The sequence below is a fragment of the Serratia sp. FS14 genome, assembly GCF_000695995.1.
In the GTDB taxonomy this organism is placed as follows: domain Bacteria; phylum Pseudomonadota; class Gammaproteobacteria; order Enterobacterales; family Enterobacteriaceae; genus Serratia; species Serratia nematodiphila.
This window is the reverse complement of sequence record NZ_CP005927.1, coordinates 3,035,439-3,056,050: the sequence shown is the minus strand read 5'-3', so window position 1 is coordinate 3,056,050 and position 20,612 is coordinate 3,035,439. Positions and strand designations below refer to the sequence as shown.

The 20,612-nt window shown below is 60.5% G+C and carries 21 protein-coding genes; all 21 read left to right on the top strand.

What is annotated here, in order from left to right:
• Window positions 1-27 precede the first annotated feature (27 nt).
• The 21 genes from L085_RS13770 (at window position 28) to L085_RS13675 (ending at window position 20,611) form a co-directional block, all read left to right on the top strand.
• A complete protein-coding gene (locus L085_RS13770) occupies window positions 28-663 on the top strand; it encodes a DUF3540 domain-containing protein (protein ID WP_044031003.1) in 636 nt (211 codons plus the stop codon).
• Window positions 664-678: 15 nt separating this feature from the next.
• A complete protein-coding gene (locus L085_RS13765; protein ID WP_004934933.1) occupies window positions 679-1,071 on the top strand; it encodes a DUF4150 domain-containing protein in 393 nt (130 codons plus the stop codon).
• A 48-nt stretch (window positions 1,072-1,119) separates the two neighbouring features.
• Window positions 1,120-1,620: a type VI secretion system accessory protein TagV gene (gene tagV / locus L085_RS13760; RefSeq protein WP_033632731.1), complete on the top strand. Its 501-nt coding sequence runs from the start codon at window positions 1,120-1,122 to the stop codon at window positions 1,618-1,620.
• A 29-nt stretch (window positions 1,621-1,649) separates the two neighbouring features.
• A complete protein-coding gene (gene tssJ / locus L085_RS13755; RefSeq protein WP_015378277.1) occupies window positions 1,650-2,180 on the top strand; it encodes a type VI secretion system lipoprotein TssJ in 531 nt (176 codons plus the stop codon).
• Window positions 2,181-2,220: 40 nt separating this feature from the next.
• Window positions 2,221-3,567, top strand: coding sequence for a type VI secretion system baseplate subunit TssK (tssK, locus tag L085_RS13750; protein ID WP_044032048.1), 1,347 nt, complete (start codon window positions 2,221-2,223; stop codon window positions 3,565-3,567).
• Between the two features lie 21 nt (window positions 3,568-3,588).
• On the top strand, window positions 3,589-4,791 hold the full coding sequence (locus L085_RS13745; protein ID WP_004934945.1) for a DotU family type VI secretion system protein: 1,203 nt from the start codon (window positions 3,589-3,591) through the stop codon (window positions 4,789-4,791).
• Window positions 4,791-8,426 (top strand): type VI secretion system membrane subunit TssM, encoded by a 3,636-nt coding sequence (gene tssM, locus L085_RS13740; protein ID WP_044031002.1) that lies wholly within the window; start codon window positions 4,791-4,793, stop codon window positions 8,424-8,426. The genes L085_RS13745 and tssM overlap by 1 nt, the downstream gene beginning before the upstream one ends.
• An 18-nt stretch (window positions 8,427-8,444) precedes the next feature.
• A complete protein-coding gene (tagF, locus tag L085_RS13735; protein ID WP_004934950.1) occupies window positions 8,445-9,164 on the top strand; it encodes a type VI secretion system-associated protein TagF in 720 nt (239 codons plus the stop codon).
• 23 nt (window positions 9,165-9,187) lie between these two features.
• On the top strand, window positions 9,188-10,219 hold the full coding sequence (tssA, locus tag L085_RS13730) for a type VI secretion system protein TssA (RefSeq protein ID WP_044031001.1): 1,032 nt from the start codon (window positions 9,188-9,190) through the stop codon (window positions 10,217-10,219).
• A 122-nt stretch (window positions 10,220-10,341) separates the two neighbouring features.
• Window positions 10,342-10,878 carry a type VI secretion system contractile sheath small subunit gene (tssB, locus tag L085_RS13725; RefSeq protein ID WP_015378282.1) on the top strand — a complete coding sequence of 179 codons (537 nt, stop codon included), beginning with the start codon at window positions 10,342-10,344 and terminating at the stop codon, window positions 10,876-10,878.
• A gap of 3 nt (window positions 10,879-10,881) precedes the next feature.
• Window positions 10,882-12,387: a type VI secretion system contractile sheath large subunit gene (gene tssC, locus L085_RS13720; protein ID WP_004934958.1), complete on the top strand. Its 1,506-nt coding sequence runs from the start codon at window positions 10,882-10,884 to the stop codon at window positions 12,385-12,387.
• Window positions 12,388-12,691: 304 nt separating this feature from the next.
• Window positions 12,692-13,174 (top strand): type VI secretion system tube protein Hcp, encoded by a 483-nt coding sequence (locus L085_RS13715; RefSeq protein WP_004934962.1) that lies wholly within the window; start codon window positions 12,692-12,694, stop codon window positions 13,172-13,174.
• Window positions 13,175-13,225: 51 nt separating this feature from the next.
• Window positions 13,226-13,729: a type VI secretion system amidase effector protein Tae4 gene (locus tag L085_RS24745; RefSeq protein ID WP_071525932.1), complete on the top strand. Its 504-nt coding sequence runs from the start codon at window positions 13,226-13,228 to the stop codon at window positions 13,727-13,729.
• Window positions 13,726-14,184 carry a T6SS amidase immunity protein Tai4 family protein gene (locus L085_RS13710; RefSeq protein WP_016927257.1) on the top strand — a complete coding sequence of 153 codons (459 nt, stop codon included), beginning with the start codon at window positions 13,726-13,728 and terminating at the stop codon, window positions 14,182-14,184. The genes L085_RS24745 and L085_RS13710 overlap by 4 nt, the downstream gene beginning before the upstream one ends.
• Before the next feature lie 12 nt (window positions 14,185-14,196).
• The gene (locus L085_RS13705) at window positions 14,197-14,550 is read left to right on the top strand and encodes a T6SS amidase immunity protein Tai4 family protein (protein ID WP_049870709.1); all 354 of its coding nucleotides are present in this window, start codon (window positions 14,197-14,199) and stop codon (window positions 14,548-14,550) included.
• Window positions 14,551-14,619: 69 nt separating this feature from the next.
• On the top strand, window positions 14,620-14,955 hold the full coding sequence (locus L085_RS24740) for a T6SS amidase immunity protein Tai4 family protein (protein ID WP_226988541.1): 336 nt from the start codon (window positions 14,620-14,622) through the stop codon (window positions 14,953-14,955).
• Between the two features lie 725 nt (window positions 14,956-15,680).
• Window positions 15,681-17,408 (top strand): type VI secretion system-associated FHA domain protein TagH, encoded by a 1,728-nt coding sequence (gene tagH / locus L085_RS13695; protein ID WP_044030998.1) that lies wholly within the window; start codon window positions 15,681-15,683, stop codon window positions 17,406-17,408.
• On the top strand, window positions 17,408-18,181 hold the full coding sequence (locus L085_RS13690; protein ID WP_004934976.1) for a protein phosphatase 2C domain-containing protein: 774 nt from the start codon (window positions 17,408-17,410) through the stop codon (window positions 18,179-18,181). Before tagH ends, L085_RS13690 begins: the two co-directional genes overlap by 1 nt.
• Window positions 18,182-18,209: 28 nt before the next feature.
• Window positions 18,210-19,196, top strand: coding sequence for a type VI secretion system-associated protein (locus L085_RS13685; RefSeq protein WP_044030997.1), 987 nt, complete (start codon window positions 18,210-18,212; stop codon window positions 19,194-19,196).
• A gap of 15 nt (window positions 19,197-19,211) precedes the next feature.
• Window positions 19,212-20,033 carry a type VI secretion system accessory protein TagJ gene (locus L085_RS13680; RefSeq protein ID WP_275451080.1) on the top strand — a complete coding sequence of 274 codons (822 nt, stop codon included), beginning with the start codon at window positions 19,212-19,214 and terminating at the stop codon, window positions 20,031-20,033.
• A gap of 2 nt (window positions 20,034-20,035) precedes the next feature.
• A complete protein-coding gene (locus L085_RS13675; RefSeq protein ID WP_004934985.1) occupies window positions 20,036-20,611 on the top strand; it encodes a GPW/gp25 family protein in 576 nt (191 codons plus the stop codon).
• Window position 20,612 lies beyond the last annotated feature (1 nt).

The following is a 20,612-nucleotide window of genomic DNA, read 5'->3' as shown; positions in this document are numbered from 1 at the left end:
CATTGACCACTTCACGAGGGGATCACCATGAGCGTTGCCAACACAACTCGCGCCGTCAACATCGCACCGCCCCAGCAGGCCGCCGGCCAGGTCGTCAACCTGTTGCCGGACGGCAGCCTGGTGGTGGAGTGCGAAGGCCGCGGCTGGCATTGCCGCCGGGCGGCGAGCTGCCTGCTGACGCCGGCCCTCGGCGATAACGTGCTGGTCGCCGGCTGCGGCCATCAGCTGTGGGCGATCGCCGTCCTTGAGCGCGCAGAGCCGCAAAGCGCGGCGCGGCTCTGCGTCGCAGGCGATCTGCACATTGAAACGCCGAACGGCTCGCTGTCGCTGCACGGCGCGCAGGCGCTGAACCTGAGCGGCGACGCCATGACGCTGCAAGCGAACAGCGGCGACTGCCACGTCGACAAGATGAAATACAGCGGCGAAGAGCTGTCGGCCTTCGTCAGCCTCAGCCGCCTGGTCGGCAAACGCTGCGAGTCGCTGTGGCATTCGGTCAGCCAGATCAGCCATTCGCTGTTCCGCAAAGTGCGCCAGACCGAGCACGTGCGCGCCGGGCAGATGGATTACCAGGCGGAAGATTACGCCCGCATTCATGCGCGCAACACGCTGATTACCTCGAAAGACATCACCAAGCTGGATTCGGAACAAATCCACGTCGGATAACCTGCGGAGGCCTTTATGTTTGCCAACAGCCAAATGATCGGCGTGGACCTGGCGTTTCCCGACGTCTGTCTGACGCCAAGCCCGGCGCCGGTGCCCGTGCCTTACCCGGATATCGCCCTGGCGCCGACCGCCATCCCGAATGCGTTCAACATTCTGTTCGTCGGCACCCCGGCGCACAACATGGCGACGGTGACGCCCCTGACCAACGGCGACAACCCCGGCGTGGCCACCGGCGTCGCTTCCGGCACGGTGATGGGGCCGTCCCGCCACCTGACCGGCGCCTTTACCGTGCTGCTCAAAGGCACCCCGGCCACCCGGTTGACCAGCCTCAGCCTGCAGAATTCCACCAACGCGCTCGGCATGCGCATCGTGCCGAGCCAATTAAAAGTGTTGCTGCTTGCGCCCTGATGACGGCGCCTTATTACACAGCCATTCAATCAAGAAAAAGAGGACATTGTGAAAACACGGATTACCCTGACGCTGCTGACCGCCCTGACGCTTGCCGGTTGCTCCACCCCGCCGCCACCGCCGCCGGCGCTCAATAACGACGCCATCGTCAGCAGTGAAGTCAATGGCGTCACGCTAAAGCACCGCGCCGCGGTGAGCGCGCCGAAACAGTTCAAGCCGATCGGTGAGGAATACCGCAGCCTGTACGCCGCCAGCATCATGAGCAGCCCCGATTATACCGGCACCGCCGTCGGCAGCCTGGACAACGCCGCCGCGTTCTACGCGCTGGGCGAAGTGGAAAACAACTGGCTGGCGATCTCCGCCATTCGCGGCGGCGACCTGGTGGGTTATATCCAGGCCAACGCCGGCGTGCCGGAAGCGCGCTACAAATCAACGCTGCGCAAAGATCTGCCGCGCCGCGCGCGCGCCGCCAAACAGGACTGCGTCAAAGTCGGCGGCGACAGCAAGGCGTGTAAAAACGCCGGCTCAGCCACCTGGATCCTCCAGTAGTCAGTACGCCTGCGGGCGACGAGATTCCCATGATGACGACCCCTATCGCTTCCCGCTGGTGCGGGATGCTGTTTCTGCTGCTGGGCGCGTTGGCGCTCGGCGGTTGCATGTCTTCCGCCAAAAGCGTGCCGTCGCGCTACAGCCTGGTGTTCGATGCCGATCGCCAGGTCAACGCCGCCGCCGGCGCGCAACCGGCGCCGATAAAAATTCGCGTGCTGCTGCTGCGTTCGGATGCGGAATTCATGGATGCCGACTTCTTCAGTCTGCAAAACGACGCCAAAAGCGTGCTCGGCAATAGCCTGCTGGACAGCGATCAGTTCTTCCTGACGCCGGGCCAGACCGGCAAGACGCTCGGCGGGCAAAGCGCATTGGACGCACGTTACATCGGCGTGATCGCCGAGTATCAAAACCTGGACGGCAAGGCCTGGCGCATTTCGCTGCCGCTGCCGGAGCCCACCGAAACCAATTTCTACAAGGTATGGCAATTCTCGCCGGATGAGCTGGAAGCGCATATCGTCGCGGGCGTGAATGGCCTGCGCCCCGTAAAAAAGGTCGACTGATCTACCGCTGCGCTGAAGCGAAGTAACTATAGGTGTGATGATGAAAGATGCTCATAAGGTTGTCTGGACTGAGGGGATGTTTTTACGCCCTCACCATTTCCAGCAGGCGGAAAACTATCTCGAAGGCTATATGCGCAACTGGGGCCAGGCCCACAGCGGCTGTTTCTGGGGGTTCCTGACCCTGGATCTGGACCAAACGCTGCTGCGCCAGGGCAAGATTGCGCTCAACGCCGCCAGCGGCATCATGCCGGACGGCACGCCGTTTCGCTTCTCCGGCGCCCAGCAGGCGCCCGCGCCGCTGGCCATCGCCGACAACAAGACCGGTGAAAACGTGGTGCTGGCTCTGCCGACCTATCGCGCGGGGCGTGAAGACGTGATCTTTCAGGAAAGCCCGGAAGCGCTGGCGCGCTATCTGGCCTACGAGAACGAAGTCGACGATCTCAACGCCGTCTCGGTGGGCAGCGCGGCGCTGCAGTTCGGCCGCCTGCGCCTGCGGCTGATGCTGGAGAGCGAGCTGAACGCCGAATGGACGGCGCTCGGCGTTACCCGCGTGCTGGAAAAGCGCGGCGACAACAGCCTGCGTCTTGATACGGCGCAAATCCCGCCGATGCTGAACTGCCAGGGCAACCCGGTACTGAAGACCTTCATCAACGATCTGCAGGGCCTGCTGCAACAGCGCAGCCAGCAGATGAGTCAACGCCTGCTGCAGCCGGGCCGCGGCGGCAGTTCCGAAATGGTCGATTTCATGCTGCTGCAGCTGATCAACCGCCATCTCGGTCAGGTGAGCCATGCCTACCACCTCGACCATCTGCACCCGGAGCGCCTGTTCGCCGATTGGCTGCAGTTCGCCACCGAACTCGCCAGCTTCTCGGCGCAGCGCACCCCGGAAGGCCGCCTGCCGGTGTACGACCACGACAACCTGGCGCTGTGCTTCGGTAAGCTGATGCTGTTGCTGCGTCAAGGATTGTCAGTGGTGCTGGAAGACAACGCCATTCAGCTGACGCTGGTCGAACGATCCCACGGGTTGAACGTCGCCACCGTGCAGGACACCAAAATGATGCGCGACTTCGGTTTCGTCTTGGCAGTGCGCGCCGACGTGGCCGCCGAGGTGTTGCTGACCCACTTCCCGGCGCAAATGAAGATCGCCCCGGTCACGCGCATCCGCGATCTGGTGCAGCTGCAGCTGCCGGGCATCGGTCTGCGCACCATGCCCGTCGCGCCGCGCCAGATCCCTTATCACGCCGGCTATACCTATTTCGAGCTGGAAAAAGGCGGCGACCTGTGGAAACAGATGGAAAAATCCAGCGCCTTCGCCCTGCACCTGGCCGGCGAATTCCCGGGGCTGGACATGGAATTTTGGGCGATTCGCAGCCATACGGACCGTTAACCTATGACTCAGGAAAATAGCATGGCGCCGGCGGCCAATCCGCTGGTGGACGCCGCCAACCCGCTGCTGAACGCCATTTCGCAGATCCGCCAGTCGGCCACGCACGCCAACCCGGCGCAGCTGCGCCAACAGCTGATCGACGAAATGCGCCGCTTCGAGATCCGCGGCCAACGCGCCAATCTGCCGTACGAAGTGATCATCGGCGCGCGTTATTGCCTGTGCACCGCGCTGGATGAAGCGGCGGCGCTGACCCCGTGGGGCAGCAACAGCGTGTGGTCCGGCAGCGGGCTGCTGGTGACCTTCCATAACGAAACCTGGGGCGGCGAAAAGTTTTTCCAGCTGCTGGCCAAGCTGTCGCAGAGTCCGCGTGAGCACATCAACCTGCTGGAACTGATCAATTATTGCCTGCTGCTGGGCTTTGAAGGCCGCTATCGGGTGATGGAAAACGGCCGTTCTCAGCTGGAAACCATGAAACAGCGCTTGCTACAGCTGATCCGGACGGTGCGCGGCGGCTACGCCCCTCCCCTGTCGCCTCATGCGTTGGATCTGCCGGTACAGCAAAAACTGTGGCGCCCGCTGGTGCCGCTGTGGGCCTGCGTGGCGCTGACCGGCTTCCTGGCTTCGCTGCTGTTCATCGCCCTCAACTGGCGGCTGGGCGACAACACCAGCCCGGTGCTGGCGGCGATTTACCAAACCAATCTGCCGCAGGTGGCGATCGGTAACCCGGCGCCGGCCGCGCCGCCGACGCTGAGCCTGAAAAGCTTCCTGCGCAAAGAGATCGCCGAAGGGCTGGTGGTGGTGCGCGACGAAGCGCAGCAAAGCGTGGTGATCCTAAAAGGCGACGGGCTGTTCGACTCCGCCGCCACCACGGTGCGCGCCAACTATATCCCGGTCATCGACCGCATCGCCGCCGCCATGAACGGCGTCAGCGGCAAGATCCTGGTCACCGGCTACAGCGACAACCTGCCGATCCGCAGCGCCCGTTTCGCCTCCAACTGGGAGCTGTCGCTGGCGCGCGCCGAAGCGGTCAGCGCCCGCTTGCAAAAACACCTCGCCAACCCGCAGCGGGTCAAGGCCGAGGGCCGCGGCGAGAGCAACCCCGTCGCGCCGAACGATAACAAAGTGAACCGCGCGTTGAACCGCCGGGTAGAAATTACGCTGTTGGTCGCCCCGGAAAACACCCAGGCGGAAATCAACGGCTTGCCGCAAGGAACCGGAAAGTAATGCTCAGTACGTTATTCTCCATCATCACCAGCCGCCTGCTGTGGGGCTTTGTCGGCATTACCGCGCTGGCGTTCATCATCTGGATGATCGGCCCGCTGGTGGCCATCGGCGACTATCGCCCGCTGGAGCCGGAACTCAACCGCCAGATCGCCATTGGCGTCATCTACCTGATCTGGTTCCTGTGCCGCCTGATCCCGCGCCTCTACAGCGCCTGGTTCAACAGCCGCCTGCTGAGCAACCTGCGCGCCGCCGAAACGGTGCCGGCGGAAGACGGCAAGCCCGAGGTTAAACAAGACGATCAGCTGGCGCAGCGCTTCGACGAAGCGGCGCAGCTGCTGAAAAAGGCGCGCTTCGCCCCGGGCCAGGGCGACGGCAAACACCGCTGGATGACCCGCTTTAGCCGCCAATACCTGTACCAACTGCCGTGGTATGTGATCATCGGCGCGCCCGGCGCCGGCAAGACCACCGCGCTGGTCAATTCCGGCCTGCACTTCCCGCTGGCGGATCGCTTCGGCAAATCCGCGCTGCGCGGCGTGGGCGGCACCCGCAACTGCGACTGGTGGTTTACCAACGACGCCGTGTTGCTCGACACCGCCGGCCGCTACACCACCCAGGAAAGCCAGCGCGAAGAAGACGCCGGCGAATGGCAAAGCTTCGTCGCGCTGCTGAAAAAATATCGCACCCGCCAGCCAATCAACGGCGTGATGGTCACCATCAGCGTCGCCGATCTGCTGAGCGACAGCGCCGAAGCGCGCGCCGCCCAGGCCAGCGCACTGCGCAAACGCCTGATCGAACTGCACGAACAGCTGGGCATTCACTTCCCGGTCTACGTGCTGGTGACCAAAACCGACCTGCTCAATGGCTTTATGGCCTATTTCGGCAGCTTCGACAAAGCGCAGCGCGACCAGATATGGGGATTCACCTTCCCTTACGAACGCTCGCGGCAGCCGGACTTCAACCTGAACGCCGCCTTCGAACAGCAATACGCCCTGCTGCAACAACGGCTGGATGCGGCGCTGCCGGATACGCTGCTGATGGAGCACGACGCGCGCCAACGCGCCGAAAGCTATCTGTTCCCGCAGGAATTCGCCGCGCTGCGCCCGCTGCTCGGCCACTATCTGGAACAGGTGTTCGCCACCTCCAGTTTTGAAACCCGCTTTACCCCGCGCGGCATCTATTTCACCAGCGGCACCCAAGAGGGGCTGCCGTTCGACCGGGTGATGGGCGAACTGAACCGCTACCTGCAGCTGCCGACGGCCAACTCAGGGGCGCAGGCCAACGCGGCCTGGGACAGCGTGGGCCAGGAAACGCCGATCCCGGCGGCCAAGGGCCAGAGCTTCTTCCTGAAAGAGACGCTGGAATCGGTGATCTTCCAGGAGTCCGGGCTGGCGGGCAGCAACCGCTGGTGGGAATACCGCAACCGCGCCCTGCACTGGGCGGGTTACATCGCGCTGGCGGTGGTCCTGGCGGTGCTGGCGATGCTCTGGTTCACCAGCTACGGCAACAACAAGGCCTACCTGGCGGAAGTGGCCGCCAAGGTGCCCGGCGTCGAGCGCCAGGGGCAAAACCTGACGCAGGTGGGCAACGGCGACATGTTCTCGCTGCTGCCGTTCCTCAACAGCCTGCTGCACCTGCCGGACAGCCAGAACTTTTCGCTGGACGATCCGCCGTTCACTTACCGCATGGGGCTGTTCCGCGGCGATCAGGTCGGTGACGCCGGCAATGCCCTGTATCAAAAAGCGCTGAAAGAGCTGCTGCTGCCGCAGGTGGCGCAACAGATCGCCACCACGCTGCGCAACGATAACCACGGCGACGCGGACTTCAGCTATGAAGCTTTGAAGGCCTACCAGATGCTGTATCTGCCGAAGCAGTACGACGGCAAATTCCTGCGCGCCTGGGTGATGCTCAACCTGCAGCGCAACCTGCCGCAGGGCAGCACCCAAAAACAGCTGCAGCAGATCGAATGGCACCTGAGCCAACTGCTGGATGCGCAGATCCAGGCCTCGCCCTACGCCAAAGATGAACAGCTGGTGGCGCAGGCGCAGGCCGCCATCAATCGGGCGCCGCTGTCGCAGCGCGTCTATGGCCGCCTCAAGCGCTTGCTGCTGAAACAGACCGACATCAAGCCGGTCAGCCTGGTCGATTTGGCCGGCCCGCAGACCGAGCTGGCGTTCAGCCGCAAAAGCGGCAAACCGGTCACCGACGGCGTGCCGGGCCTGTTCACCTCGCAAGGGTACTGGAAAGCGTTCAACGACAACATCGATCCGGTGACCGATACCCTGCGCAAGGAAGACGTCTGGGTGTTGAACAGCCAGACGCCGGAGCAGAAGAGCGCCGATCTGACCAAGACCATCCGCCAGCTGTACATGCAGGACTTTATCAGCGCCTGGGATGAGCTGCTGGGGGATATCCAACTGGCCAACATCGGCAACCTGACCCAACGCATCAGCAGCGCGCGCCTGCTGTCAGGCAACCCGTCGCCGATGCGCAACCTGCTGGTCAACGTCAGCAAAAACGTCACCCTGCGCGACGAGAAAAGCGACGCCGATTCCCGCTCGCTGCTGGCCAAAACCGAAGACAGGCTGAATCAAAACGCCAACCGCACGCTGGAGGCGCTGTTCACCAACCGGCCGGCCAACGCCGACGGCGACGTGTCGGCCCAGCCGGAACAGCTGGTGATGGCGCACTTCGCGCCGCTGCTGGAGCTGGCGCAAAGCCAGGGCGAAGGCAATAAGGCGATCCCTTTCGACAGCGTGCTGAAACAGGTCGATGAGCTGTACAGCTACCTGACGGCGGTGCAAGGCGCGGCCAACAGCGGCATGTCGGCGCCGCCGAGCGACATCATCCCGCGCCTGCAGGCCGAGTCCGGCCGCTTGCCGGTGCCGTTCAAACAGATGCTGCTGTCGCTGGCGATCGGCGCCAGCAGCGACACCCAGCGCAAAGAGATGGAGAACGTGAAAAAACGCATCAGCTTCGAGGTCGGCAGCTTCTGTCGCCAGGCGATTGCCGGGCGTTATCCGCTGGTGGCCCGGGCGCGCCAGGAAGTGACGCCGGACGATTTGGCGCGCATGTTCGCGCCGAACAGCGGGCTGATGGACAGCTTCTTCCGCGACAACCTGCAGGGCAAGGTCGACACTACTCGCGCCAACTGGCGCTTTACCCCCGGCGTGGACGGCAAGACGCTGCCCGGCGGCGAAGGCATCCTGCGTTCGTTCCAGCAGGCGCAGCGCATCCGCGACGCCTTCTTCGCCAACGGTACCGCGACGCCCTCGTACCGCGTGACCGTGCGGCCGGTGCGGATGGATAACGACATCCTCAACCTGACGCTGGATATCGACGGGCAGCTGTTCAAATACAGCCACGGCCCGCAGGTGCCGCTGGTGGTCAGCTGGCCGGGTACCCGTAATACCAACCAGGTGCATCTGCAGCTGGCGCTGGCCAACGGCACCACCGCCAGCCTGGTGACCTGCGGGCCGTGGGCGCTGAACCGCCTGGTGGATATGGCGCAGTCTTCGGGCACCGGCGGCCTCGGCCGTCAGGCGACGTTCAATCTCGACGGCCACCGCGTCACGCTGGAGTTCACGCCCAACAGCATTCGCAATCCGTTCCAACTGCCGGCCTTCTCGTGCCCGTAGCCCCGAAAGGACATGACCATGAGCACTGATTCAAGCGCCCCGACGAGCATCGGCTGGTACGGCAAACTTCCTTCCGCCGGTGACTTCCTGCAACGCCGTTTGCCTGACCCGGTGATCAACAACTGGGCCCACTGGTTCCATAACGGGCTGGTGAATTTGCAGCGCGATGCGCAGGGGCCAAACGATCACCCGTTCAGCAACGCGCCGGTGTGGAACTTCGTGATCCCCGCCACGCTCGGCAGCCAGTACGTGCAGATGGGCTGCCTGTTGCCGGCGCGCGACCGCGTCGGGCGGCGTTACCCCATCTGCGCGCTGCGCCTGTTCAGCCAACAGGATTGGCGCCCGCAACAACTGAACATGGCGGCGAGCTGGTACCAACAGCTCGGCCATACCCTGCTGAACGGCGTGCGCAACGGCTTCTCCGCCGAACAGATCGACCGCACGCTGCAGGCGATCCCGGCGCTGCCCAGCCCGCCGGCGGAAGCGGACTCCGAGATATTGTCGATTATCGGGTTCCAGCATCCGGACGTACCGGGCCTCGGCTGGCAACAGGCCGCCGACTGTTTCGATCCGGCGCAGTACACCAGCTTCTGGTGGACCAATCAGGCCGATGGGCACCCGCTCTACACCCACGTGCACAGCGGCAACCTCACCGTGCAGCTGTTTTCACTGCTGTTCGAGCCCAACGGCTGGGCGCGCCCCGGCCGCGGCGGCCAGTACCCGCAAATGTTTGATTAACATCGCTCGTTGAAGGAAATTTTATGGCTATCGACACCGATACCCTGCTGGCCCCGGTTGACGCGGACAATCCCTGCGGCGACAACCTGGAATACGACGCCGACTTTCTGGCCATGGCGCGCGCCGCCACCGGCAAAGCCGAACAGCAATTCGGCAGCACCATCATTCCGGAAGAAGCGCCGGACTGGGTGCAGGTCGAGCGCCTCGCAAGCTCGCTGCTGGCGCGCACCAAAGACCTGCGCGTCATGCTGTATCTCACCCGCGCCTGGACCCAGCTGCGCGGATTGCCTGGCTATGCCGACGGGCTGACGCTGATCCACCAGGCGATACTCCGCTACTGGGATGCCCTGCAGCCGCCGCTGGAGTTCGACGGTGAGGCCGACCCGCTGTTTCGCATCAACGCGCTGGCCGACCTTGGCGACAAGGCCGCGCTGGCCGCCAGCGTGCGCGCCGCGCCGCTGCTGAAAAGCGCCGCCGGTGAAATCTCGCTGCGCGATGCCGGCGCCCTGCTCGACGGCAGCAAGCAAGAGTGCCCCAACTTTCCCGGCGGCCGCGCACGACTGCAGGATGAGCTGGCGCAGCAGGATCGCCCCGAAGGCGCGCTGGTGATGCACATCGCCAACACCCTGGCCGCCATCCGCAGCGAAGTCACCCGCCATCTGGGTGAAAGCGCGCTGCCGGAAATGAGCGCGCTGACCAAGGTCTTTTCGCTGGTGGCGCTTGCCGGCCAGAGCGAGGCCCCGGCCGCCACCGAAGCGGACGCCACACAGGAAACCGCCGCTGAGCAGCCACCGGCCGCCGTGCAGAGCGCCTCTGCCCCACTCAACTGGCGCAGCGCGCAGATCCAGTCGCGCGACGACGCTCAGCTGATGCTGGACAAGGTGAAAAACTATTTTCGTCTTCATGAGCCAAGCCACCCGGCGCCGCTGATGATCGATCGGGTACAGCGACTGATTACGCTGGACTTTATGCAAATCGTCCGCGATTTGGCGCCCGATGGGCTTAACCAACTGGAGACCATTCTCGGTCGCCCCGACAACGAGGAGAACAGCTAGCCGCCGACTTTTGTTCTCTTGATGACACCCGATACCGTCTGCCCCTGCGCAGACCCGAATCAGAACCTGACTCTCCCAGCCGGACGAGGCGCGTTCCCAATCGCCATTAGATGGAGTAAATCATGTCAAACTCGAAATCCCGCAGCGGGCAGAAATTCATCGCCCGCAACCGCGCGCCGCGCGTACAGATTGAATACGATGTCGAAATTTATGGCGCAGAGCGCAAAATCCAGCTGCCGTTCGTGATGGGCGTGATGGCGGATCTGGTGGGGAAAGCGGTCGATCCGCAAGCCAGCGTGGAGGAGCGCAAATTCATGGAAATCGACGTCGACAACTTCGACGAGCGCATGAAATCGCTGAAGCCGCGCGTCGCTTATCAGGTTGACAATACCCTGACCGGCGAAGGCAAGCTGAACATCGATCTGACCTTCGAAAGCATGGAAGACTTCTCCCCCGCCGCTATCGCCCGCAAGGTCGACGCGCTGGACAATCTGCTGGACGCCCGCACCCAGCTTTCCAACCTGCTGTCCTACATGGACGGTAAAAACGGCGCCGAGGAGCTGATCTCCAAGATCCTGCAAAACCCGGCGCTGCTGAAATCCCTGACCGACGCGCCGAAGCCGGCGGTTAACGATGACAACAACGAGCGTGAGGATTAATCGATGAGCAACTCGCCTCAGCAACAGAATGCGTTGCAAACCACCGAGACTTTTTCCAGCGATGAGTTCAGCGCGCTGTTGAACAAAGAGTTCCGGCCGAAGACCGATCAGGCCAAAGAAGCGGTCGAGAACGCGGTGAAAACGCTGGCGCAGCAGGCGCTGGAAAATACCGTCACCGTTTCTTCCGACGCCTACCGCACCATCCAGGCGCTGATCGCGGAAATCGACGAAAAGCTGTCGCAGCAGATCAACCAGATCATTCACCACGACGATTTCCAGAAGCTGGAAGGCGCGTGGCACGGCCTGCACTACCTGGTCAACAACTCTGAAACCGACGAGATGCTGAAGATCCGTTTCATGAGCATTTCCAAGCAGGAGTTGGGCCGCACGCTGAAGCGTTATAAAGGCGTGGGCTGGGATCAGAGCCCGATCTTCAAGAAAATCTACGAAGAAGAGTATGGCCAGTTCGGCGGCGAGCCGTTCGGCTGCCTGGTGGGCGACTACTACTTCGATCACAGCCCGCAGGACGTGGAGCTGCTGGGCGAAATGGCCAAGATCGGCGCCGCCTCGCACTGCCCGTTCATCGCCGGCACCGCGCCAAGCGTGATGCAGATGGAGTCCTGGCAGGAGCTCTCCAACCCGCGCGATCTGACCAAGATTTTCCAGAACACCGAATACGCCGCCTGGCGCAGCCTGCGCGAATCGGAAGACGCGCGCTACCTGGGCCTGGTGATGCCGCGCTTCCTGGCGCGCCTGCCGTATGGCATCCGCACCAATCCGGTGGACGAGTTTGACTTCGAAGAAGATACCGACGGCGCGACCCACGGCAACTACACCTGGACCAACGCCGCCTACGCCATGGCCGCCAACATCAACCGTTCGTTCAAAGAGTTCGGCTGGTGCACCGCCATTCGCGGGGTGGAATCCGGCGGCGCGGTGGAGAACCTGCCGTGCCATACCTTCCCGAGCGACGACGGCGGCGTGGACATGAAGTGCCCGACCGAGATCGCCATCAGCGACCGCCGCGAAGCCGAGCTGGCCAAAAACGGCTTTATGCCGCTGGTGCACCGCAAAAACTCCGACTTCGCCGCCTTTATCGGCGCGCAGTCGCTGCAGAAGCCGGCGGAATATTACGATGCCGACGCCTCTGCCAACGCCCAGCTTTCCGCGCGCCTGCCGTACCTGTTCGCCTGCTGCCGCTTCGCGCATTACCTGAAGTGCATCGTGCGCGACAAAATTGGCTCCTTCCGCGAGCGCGACGACATGGAGCGCTGGCTGAACGACTGGATCATGAACTACGTGGACGGCGATCCGGCCAACTCCTCGCAGGAAACCAAGTCGCGCAAACCGCTGGCCGCGGCGGAAGTGCAGGTGGAAGAGATTGAAGACAACCCGGGCTATTACAGCGCCAAGTTCTTCCTGCGCCCGCACTACCAGCTGGAAGGCCTGACCGTCTCCCTGCGCCTGGTGTCGAAGCTGCCTTCGCTGAAACAAAACGACGCGTCCTGATGGACTGAAGTCAGGCCGCGATCGCGCGGCCTGGCTGATGTATCAACCTCATCGTCAGCCTATCGCAGAAAACCCGGATCGCATGTGGAACCAAGATAACGCGAAATAATTAAGCATTGAGCCATTAGCACTTAATAGTGGCTCGGTAACCCGTACCGATAGTTTTCGGTATTTAAGAAGGTGCATGGCACAAGGATATAAATTGGTAATGCATTACCACACTTGCAATTCCTGCTGCTATTACCTGAGTTTTTCAACGTAACGTTAATACTACTGTTAACCCTTAATAAAGAGTGAAGAAACTATGGCTATTGATATGTTCCTGAAAGTTGAAGGTGCCAGCGGCGAATCCAAAGATTCGAATCACAAAGGCTGGACCGACATTACTTCTTTCTCCTGGGGCGCTTCTCAACCGGGCAATATGGGCGTTGGCGGCGGCGGTGGCGCCGGTAAAGTGTGCTTCAACGATCTGCACGTCAACGCGCTGATCGACAAGTCAACCCCGGCCTTGCTGAAACACTGCTCAAGCGGCAAACACCTGACCAAGATTGAGCTGTCGGTTTGCAAGGCGGGCGGCACCCAGGTTGAATACGCAAAAATCACTCTGGAAGACGTGCTGGTCACCGCCGTGCAGTACACCGGTGCAGGCGGCGAAGACACCGTGGGCGTCACCTACTCCTTCCAGGCGGCGAAAGTGAAACAGCAGTACTGGGAGCAGAGCGATAAAGGCGGCAAAGGTGCCGAAAGCAGCGCAGGTTGGAACATCAAGGAAAACCGCGAAGCTTAATCTGCATGCCCCCCCGGTTACGGCCGGGGGGATTAATATAGGGAAATAACAATGAATAATAATCGCCCCATTTTTTCAGCAGCATGGGCTGCAAGCACTAAAATATATAACGCGCAATATTCAGCTCAAAATGTTGCCAAGATTATCGGCGGGCGTGTCGCCATGAATATTGCGCCCAATGGAAAATGGGAAAACACCTGCGCTGTGCGTATGAGCTACATCTTGAATAAATCTGGCTTCCCCATTCCTTATGTAAAAGATCAGACCGTATCAGGCGCCGATCGTCAATGGTATTTTTTTAGAGTTAAAGATCTTATCGCTTATCTGACAAAGATCTGGGGCAAACCCGACCTTCGAGTCAAATTCCCTCCTCCAGGTGGTGGTGAATTAGCCGGGAAGAAAGGGATCATACTGTTTGAAATTGCAGGTTGGAGCGATGCTGGAGGACATGCTACGCTTTGGAATGGGAACGGCGATTGTTATGATCATTGTTATTTCAATGAACCAGAAGCTCGCTATACAACAAATTACGCTAACTTTTGGGTATTGAGATGAAAAAAATCCTTATCTCTTTTCTTTGTATATATGCTACTTGTGCTATAGCACAGAAAAACCAAGAAGAACCCATTGAAAAGTGGCCACCGCAAGCGGCGTACCGAAACTATTTGCAAAACTACAAGGATATTGCTCTGACCTACTGCATTTCCGTCGCTTATAAGACATCACCAGAGGCTAGCAAAGATGCAATTGCCTCATCGAATGGTATCGATGCTTGGTCATACTATGCAATTCGTGATGAAGAATCCCCTATCATCAAGCTGACAAAGCAGTATTTGCAAAAGAATTACAATGCTAAGGATGGGAAAAGCCGCTTAGACTTAATGAAGTGCATGGATATGTACCATAGTGAAGAGCTTGATAAACTTGCGAAAGATTATGTACAGCGCCCTAATGATAATTGGGTGAAAGACAATCCGGACAGAGTAAATGAAAATCCTCCTCGGAAATAATCAGTGAAAAAAATCTCACTGACTGTGGCCATCGCCGCAACCTTGAACGTCAATGCAGCGACAGAAATTGACTATTCCCCTGCCGAGTACCTCAAAAACTACGCGCTTAGCGTTTGTATCGCCGAGGGGTACTCAGCAAAAGAAGTCAAAAACGATGCCGCCGCCACCGCTCGGGGTTACATGGAGTTCGGCGATTATTCTCTGGAAGCGCATACCGCCGTCAGGGCGCTGGCAAAAGAATTTCTGGCAAAGCCCTATGACAGCATGTCTGGGAAGCCGATGACGATGGCCAAGTGCATCGATCTTGTACGCAGCCAAGAGCTGCAAGCCATCATCAAGAAGTACCAAGGGAAAGACGACAACTGATATCAGAGTTGCTCAAACGACGGCTCATATCAAAGGTTATCTCGGATGAGAAGATACACGTACTTTTTAATGTCTCTGCTGCTCGGAAGCCATGTAGTCCTTGCTGAAAACTCGCTCAATGCTTTATCGCAAGAGGCACTATATAAAAATTGGTTAGTCAGCCGCTGCATTGGGAAGTCCACTGACTCAGAAAAAACCAAACAAGACGCCTTCCGTTCCGCTTCCGCCTATTTAGAATTGAGTAAACTGCCGATGGATGCATTTGAACAAGGTGAAAAACTGGCTGAACAGTACGCAAATAAAAACAGCCAAGGCTCAGTTCAAGGGACTTACCATACTTTAGATTGTCTTTCACTGCAGAACGCCAGTGAAGCTGAAACCATTTTTGAACGTTACTCAAAGTAATAGCCGCAGTGATAGAATTCATTTTTTTGCAGCCATCAGCCTCAAATTAATTACATTTTTATCACTTATAATTTATTACTTGAAAATATACCAGCACCATTAATCATCAGTCATTGGGAAAATATTCCTTGGCTTTCTATTACTCAGTACAAACCATATGGAATTTTAGAGCATTGGGATAAGGAAAAAACAGTGATCGATGACGTCACACTTTCCACCTACTCTTACTCATTTGTGTTTTTATACTTTTTCCTGTCAGTCTTAGTATTTGTCGGGCTTTATCACCTAAAACAAAAAAACAACAATAGAAAATCCTATTCCCTTTTTGTGATAGCTACCACAGTAAATTTATTTGCAAGCATCATCCAGGGTTTAGTATTTAACTATGGTTCTGAGATACTGGATCCAATGCTCAATATAAAATTTCAAGACTATGATGAGGTGTGGTACGCCAGTATTATATTCGCCCTTACTTACCTGTCTCAATTACCAACTAATCTCTATTACAAAAGAAAGACTAAGAATAATGCGAATAATAGCAATGACATCACCTGACATATACAGCATCACGTTATTATATTGAAGTTTTCGACCATATAATGCGTTAACCAAAAAAATTAGTCACTCACATTCAAAGATCTATCTTAGGAAAGAAATTAAGTCAAACTCATCCAGTTATCGAGTTCCACTGTCTGGCCATAAGATCTAATCAGCAGGAATGCCTTATGCGATTTTCCATTGTRAAAAATAAAAGCGGCCAGGTTCCGCCGCAGAGCAGTTGCGATTTTCTGCCGCCGGGCGGCACCATCGGCCGCAGCGTGGACAACAACCTGGTGCTACCGGACGAAGAGCGCGCCATTTCCCGCCTGCAGGCTATCGTGCATATTTCCGCTGACGGCGAATGCCGCATCACCAACCGCGGCAACGTCACCCGCGTGCTGCTGAACGACATTCCGCTGGAGCGCGGCCGCCAGGTTGAACTGCAGGATGGCGACGTGCTCGGCATCGACGATTACCAGATTGAAGTCAGCGCGCTGCAACAGCACGCCGCGCCGCAGGCTCAACCGGTGGCCAAGGCCGTTGCCGCGGCCCCTGCAGCCGCCGCCAAAGAAAAATCCGCTGCGCCGATCCCCAACGAAATCTGGGACAGCCTGGTGGAAGAATTTACGCCGAACGCGCCGGCCGCCGTCACACCGCCGCCGATCGCCAATCCGGACAATCATCCGCTGCTGGATACCCCCGCTCGCGAGCTGAACCCGGCCGATCCGCTGGCGCAGCTGGCGGGCGAGGTCGATCTGCGCCAACTGCAGCAACAGCAAACCGATCCGGCGGCGCTGTTCAATACCGACACCACTTTTGAACGCGAACACATTCTGGCCGACACCACCCCCAGCGCGCTGCTGGCGGAGCAGGCTGCGCCGACGCGTCCGGCAACACCGGCCCGGAATGCGCAGCAACCGGAGCAAGAGCTGGATCCGCTGGCGCTGTTCGGCGGCTCATCCGCGCCCACTTCGCCAGAGACGCTGAACAGCAACGATCCGCTGGGGCTGCTGATGGGCGGCGCCGTGCCGCTGGCTCAGCCGGAGGAAGCGGTACAGCCGCCGTCCCCGCCGCCAGCACCGGCTCCGGTCGCCGCACAGCCGGTAGCGCCACGCCCTCAGCCGACGCCGCCGCCCGTGCAGATGCCCGAGCCGCAACCCCAACCCGCGCCGCAGTTCAGCCCGCAGGAGCCGCCTGCGCAGCCGCCGCGTCCGCGCCAGGGCAACCGCCTGGGCATCGATCCGGTTGCCTACCAGTCCGCTCAGCGGCAGCACGCCGCCGCGCCGAATGGCGACACCTTGGAAGGACCGTTGCTGGCGGCGCTGCTGCAAGGCATCGGTCTTGACGATCTGCAGCCGCAGCCGCATTTCGACGAACAACAGATCCGCCTGGCCGGCCGCCTGCTGAGCCTGTTCTCGCAAGGCACCGTCGCCCTGCTCTCATCCCGCTCGATCCTCAAGCGCGGCGTGAAGGCCGAGATGACCATGATCCTCGACGAAGCCAACAACCCGTTCAAGTTGCTGCCTTCGGGCAAAACGGTGCTGATGCAGATGTTCGGCAGCCAGATGCCGGGCTTTATGCCGCCGGAGCAGGCGGTGCGCGACGCGCTGATCGACCTGCAGGCGCACCAGCTGGGGATGATCGCCGGCATTCGCGCCATCATCGCCGCCATGCTGCAGTCGTTTAACCCGGAGCGTCTCGAAGAAGAAGCGCGCAAGGAAGGCGTGGCGCCGCGTCTGTCGCTGCCCGCCAACCGCAAGGCCGCGCTGTGGGACTACTTCGTGAAGAACTATCAGCAAACCTCCGGCGAAATCGAGGACGATTTCCACACCCTGTTCGGCGAAGCCTTCCTGCACGCCTATGACGTTGAAGTGAATCAATACAAAGACTCACAGACCAAACCGGACGCGTAATGAATATCACCATAGCCTCTACCTCCAACCAGGGCGGCCGCGCCTCCAACCAGGATCAGACCGGCGAGGTGCTCGGCAACCGCGCCGCCTGCTTCGTGGTGTGCGACGGCATCGCCGGTTTTCCGGGCGGCGATATCGCCGCCAAACTGGCACGCGACACCATTTTGCAAAACTTCGACGGCGAAAAGCACCTGAACGCCCAGAGCATTCGTCAGCACATCACCAGCGCCAACGCCGCCATCCACCAGCAGCAGCGGCAGTCGGACGAATACAGCAAGATGGGCACCACGCTGGTCAGTCTGTTTATCGATCGCGATTACCAGTTGGCCTACTGGGCGCACGCCGGCGACAGCCGCCTGTACCTGTTCCGCCGCGGCTACCTGCATGCCGTCACCACCGACCACAGCCTGATCCAACAGATGCAGGACGCCGGCTACCAGACCAACGGCATCAACAGCAACCTGCTGTATTTCGCGCTGGGGCTCAACGAAGAGCGCGACGCCACCTACAGTGACGTGCTGCAGCTGGAAGACGGCGACGTTTTCCTGCTGTGCACCGACGGCTTCTGGCACAGCTTCAGCCAGGCCGAACTGGAACAGTCGCTGCACATGGTCAACTCCCCCAGCGAGTGGATCGCCCTGATGCAGCAGGCATGGAAGAAAAACAATAACAGCGATAACTACAGCGCTATCGCCGTCTGGATTGGCTCACCGCAGGAAACCACCCTGCTGCATTCGCTGGCGGATGCGGAGCGGTTTCTGAGCCGCGACTGAGCAGCGCACATTCACAGCAAGGTTCACTATGAAATATTGGATGCCGGGGCTCGTCGCCCTGATGGCGGTGCCGACCGCGCAGGCGATGAACTATCGCCTGGTTTACTCCCCCAGCCAGAAGCTGGAAGTGTTTATCGATGACGTCAAAAACAGCAATCCGGCAAGCTGGTGCGGCAAAAGCATCCCGCTGCGTATCGTCTCGGCGCAAAGCCAGGATCCGGCGGTGCTGAACGACTTTCTGCCGCGCGTCGGCAATCTGTTGGAAAAGCAGTGCCCGAAAGCCGGCCAGCTGCCCTGGACGCTGACCGACAAGCGCGGAGAGAAACTGGCCAGCGGCGAAGCCGCCAAAGCGCGCGGCTGGAAACCGGTGGTCAAACAAGAGGCCTCCGAGCCGCCGGAAACCCCGCCGCAACCGGCGATCCCTGCGGCGGTGGCCGTGACTTCTCCGCAGGCGGACAGCGCGCCGGCTCAGCGTTTCAGCCTGCCGCAGGGCTGCCACTTCCGCACCTTCTGGCGTGACGAGGCCAACGGCGGCTCGCTGTTCATTCCCGCCGGCGACGCGCTGCGCTGCGGCGAGGACGGCTGGCTGCAGGGCAGCGGCGCGGTCACGCTGCAACAGGGCGGCCAAACCCTCTCGCCGACGCTGTGGTTCCTGCAAGGTTACCCGCTGGCGCAGGTTAACGGCGGCGATCGCGCGCTGACCGTCGTCAGCGCCAACGCCCAACGGCTCATTTTGGGCGGCAACCCGCAGGCGCCGGGCAGCTTCCTGCTGCTGACCTTCGAACCGCAGTTGCACGCCTGGGCGTTCAACGGTGAAGCGATCGTTGAAATGCCGCGTGTCGACGCCGCCGACGAGACCAAGATCAAACAGCGCGTGCAGCAGGCGCAAACCGCCTGGCAGCCGCTGCTGAGCGCCCCCGCCCCGCTGACCTTCAAGCTGGTGGAAAAGCTGGCCGCAGACCGGGTCGATCCCGCCAGCGGCAGCTACCTGTCGGTCAACGGCGCCACTCACTGATTATAAGGAAAGCCTGTGAAATCATTAGCAAGCATGCTGCAAGGCCAGTCGATCGGCGCGGCCATCACCGCCGTCGAAAACGATATCAAGGCGAAACCGGCGGATGCCGACCTGCGCGCCGCGCTGGTGCAACTGCTGTGTCTGAGCGGCAACTGGACGCGCGCCAACGCGCAGCTGAAATCCTGGCAGGCGCTGAAACCGATCGCCCAACCGACCACGCTGCTGCTGATGCAGTCAGTCAACGCCGAGCTGCAACGCCAGGCGGTGTTTGCCGGCACGGCCGCGCCGGCGCTGCTGCGGCAGGATCAGCCTTGGCTGCAACTGATGGTGCAGGCGCTGCATCAGGATGCGCAAGGGGTGGCCGAACAGGCCCAGGCGCTGCGTGATGAAGCGCTGGAGGCCGCTCCGGCCGGCGCCGGGCGGTTAACGCTGGCCGAAGGCGAACAAGAACGGCAGCTGCGTTTCGACTGGCTGACCGACGGTGACGGCCGCCTCGGGCCGGTATGCGAACTGGCGCTGAACGGCGTTTACTACTGGCTGCCGTTTGCCGACATCGCCGCGATCCAGTTCCAGGCGCCGCAGAGCGCCATCGACCTGGTGTGGAGCCATGCGCTGGTGCGCCTGACCGATGGCCGCGAACAGGTATGCCAACTGCCCGCCCGTTATCCGCTGGCCGAAGGCAGCGACGACGCGCTGCTGCTCGGCAAGCGCACCGAATGGCAACCGCTGGGCGACGGCACCCACTATGCGGGGCTGGGCCTGAAAACCTGGCTCAGCGAAAGCGATGAATTCCCACTGCACAGCCTGCGGCAGCTGAGCTTCGACGCGAGCGCCTGACCATGAACGATAAGCGCCCACCCCACTACGACGGCGGCGATCTGCGCCACCAGGGCTATCGCTATCGTCAGGACAGCGAACGCCTGACCTCGCGCGACAAAATGCAGCCGGTGCTGCTCGATATGCTGACCGACGACGAACCGCAGAAAAAGCAGGAGGCGCAGGTGCGCAACCTGGTGTCGCACAGCGAGCTGCGCCGCCGGGTATTGCGCGATCTGCAGTGGCTGTTCAACTGCGTCAACAGCGAATCCAATCTGGATCTCGGCGATTTTCCGCAGGTGCGGCGCTCCACCCTGAATTACGGCATCGCCTCGCTGGCGGGCAAGCGCATGTCGGACATCGAATGGCTCGACATTCAGCGCGCGCTGACCGAATCCATTCTCCATTTCGAGCCGCGCATTTTGCCCGAGGGGCTGCAGGTGCGCTGCATCTCGGATACCGGCTCGCTGGAGCTGCACAACGTGCTGTCGATCGAAATCAAGGGCCGCCTGTGGTGCGTGCCCTATCCGCTGGAGTTTCTGTTCCGTACCGACGTGGATCTGGAAAACGGCCACTTCGATCTGAAAGACATAGGGTAAG

Excerpts from the sequence above, each read along its gene's own strand:
- tssJ (WP_015378277.1), top strand. The coding sequence starts at position 1,650 with ATGATGACGACCCCTATCGCTTCCCGCTGGTGCGGGATGCTGTTTCTG.
- L085_RS13685 (WP_044030997.1), top strand. The coding sequence starts at position 18,210 with ATGAAATATTGGATGCCGGGGCTCGTCGCCCTGATGGCGGTGCCGACC.
- L085_RS13765 (WP_004934933.1), top strand. The coding sequence starts at position 679 with ATGTTTGCCAACAGCCAAATGATCGGCGTGGACCTGGCGTTTCCCGAC.
- L085_RS13745 (WP_004934945.1), top strand. The coding sequence starts at position 3,589 with ATGGCGCCGGCGGCCAATCCGCTGGTGGACGCCGCCAACCCGCTGCTG.
- L085_RS13770 (WP_044031003.1), top strand. The coding sequence starts at position 28 with ATGAGCGTTGCCAACACAACTCGCGCCGTCAACATCGCACCGCCCCAG.
- tssM (WP_044031002.1), top strand. The coding sequence starts at position 4,791 with ATGCTCAGTACGTTATTCTCCATCATCACCAGCCGCCTGCTGTGGGGC.
- L085_RS13675 (WP_004934985.1), top strand. The coding sequence starts at position 20,036 with ATGAACGATAAGCGCCCACCCCACTACGACGGCGGCGATCTGCGCCAC.
- tagF (WP_004934950.1), top strand. The coding sequence starts at position 8,445 with ATGAGCACTGATTCAAGCGCCCCGACGAGCATCGGCTGGTACGGCAAA.
- L085_RS13690 (WP_004934976.1), top strand. The coding sequence starts at position 17,408 with ATGAATATCACCATAGCCTCTACCTCCAACCAGGGCGGCCGCGCCTCC.
- L085_RS24745 (WP_071525932.1), top strand. The coding sequence starts at position 13,226 with ATGAATAATAATCGCCCCATTTTTTCAGCAGCATGGGCTGCAAGCACT.
- tssA (WP_044031001.1), top strand. The coding sequence starts at position 9,188 with ATGGCTATCGACACCGATACCCTGCTGGCCCCGGTTGACGCGGACAAT.
- L085_RS13715 (WP_004934962.1), top strand. The coding sequence starts at position 12,692 with ATGGCTATTGATATGTTCCTGAAAGTTGAAGGTGCCAGCGGCGAATCC.
- tssC (WP_004934958.1), top strand. The coding sequence starts at position 10,882 with ATGAGCAACTCGCCTCAGCAACAGAATGCGTTGCAAACCACCGAGACT.
- L085_RS13710 (WP_016927257.1), top strand. The coding sequence starts at position 13,726 with ATGAAAAAAATCCTTATCTCTTTTCTTTGTATATATGCTACTTGTGCT.
- L085_RS24740 (WP_226988541.1), top strand. The coding sequence starts at position 14,620 with ATGTCTCTGCTGCTCGGAAGCCATGTAGTCCTTGCTGAAAACTCGCTC.
- tssB (WP_015378282.1), top strand. The coding sequence starts at position 10,342 with ATGTCAAACTCGAAATCCCGCAGCGGGCAGAAATTCATCGCCCGCAAC.
- tssK (WP_044032048.1), top strand. The coding sequence starts at position 2,221 with ATGAAAGATGCTCATAAGGTTGTCTGGACTGAGGGGATGTTTTTACGC.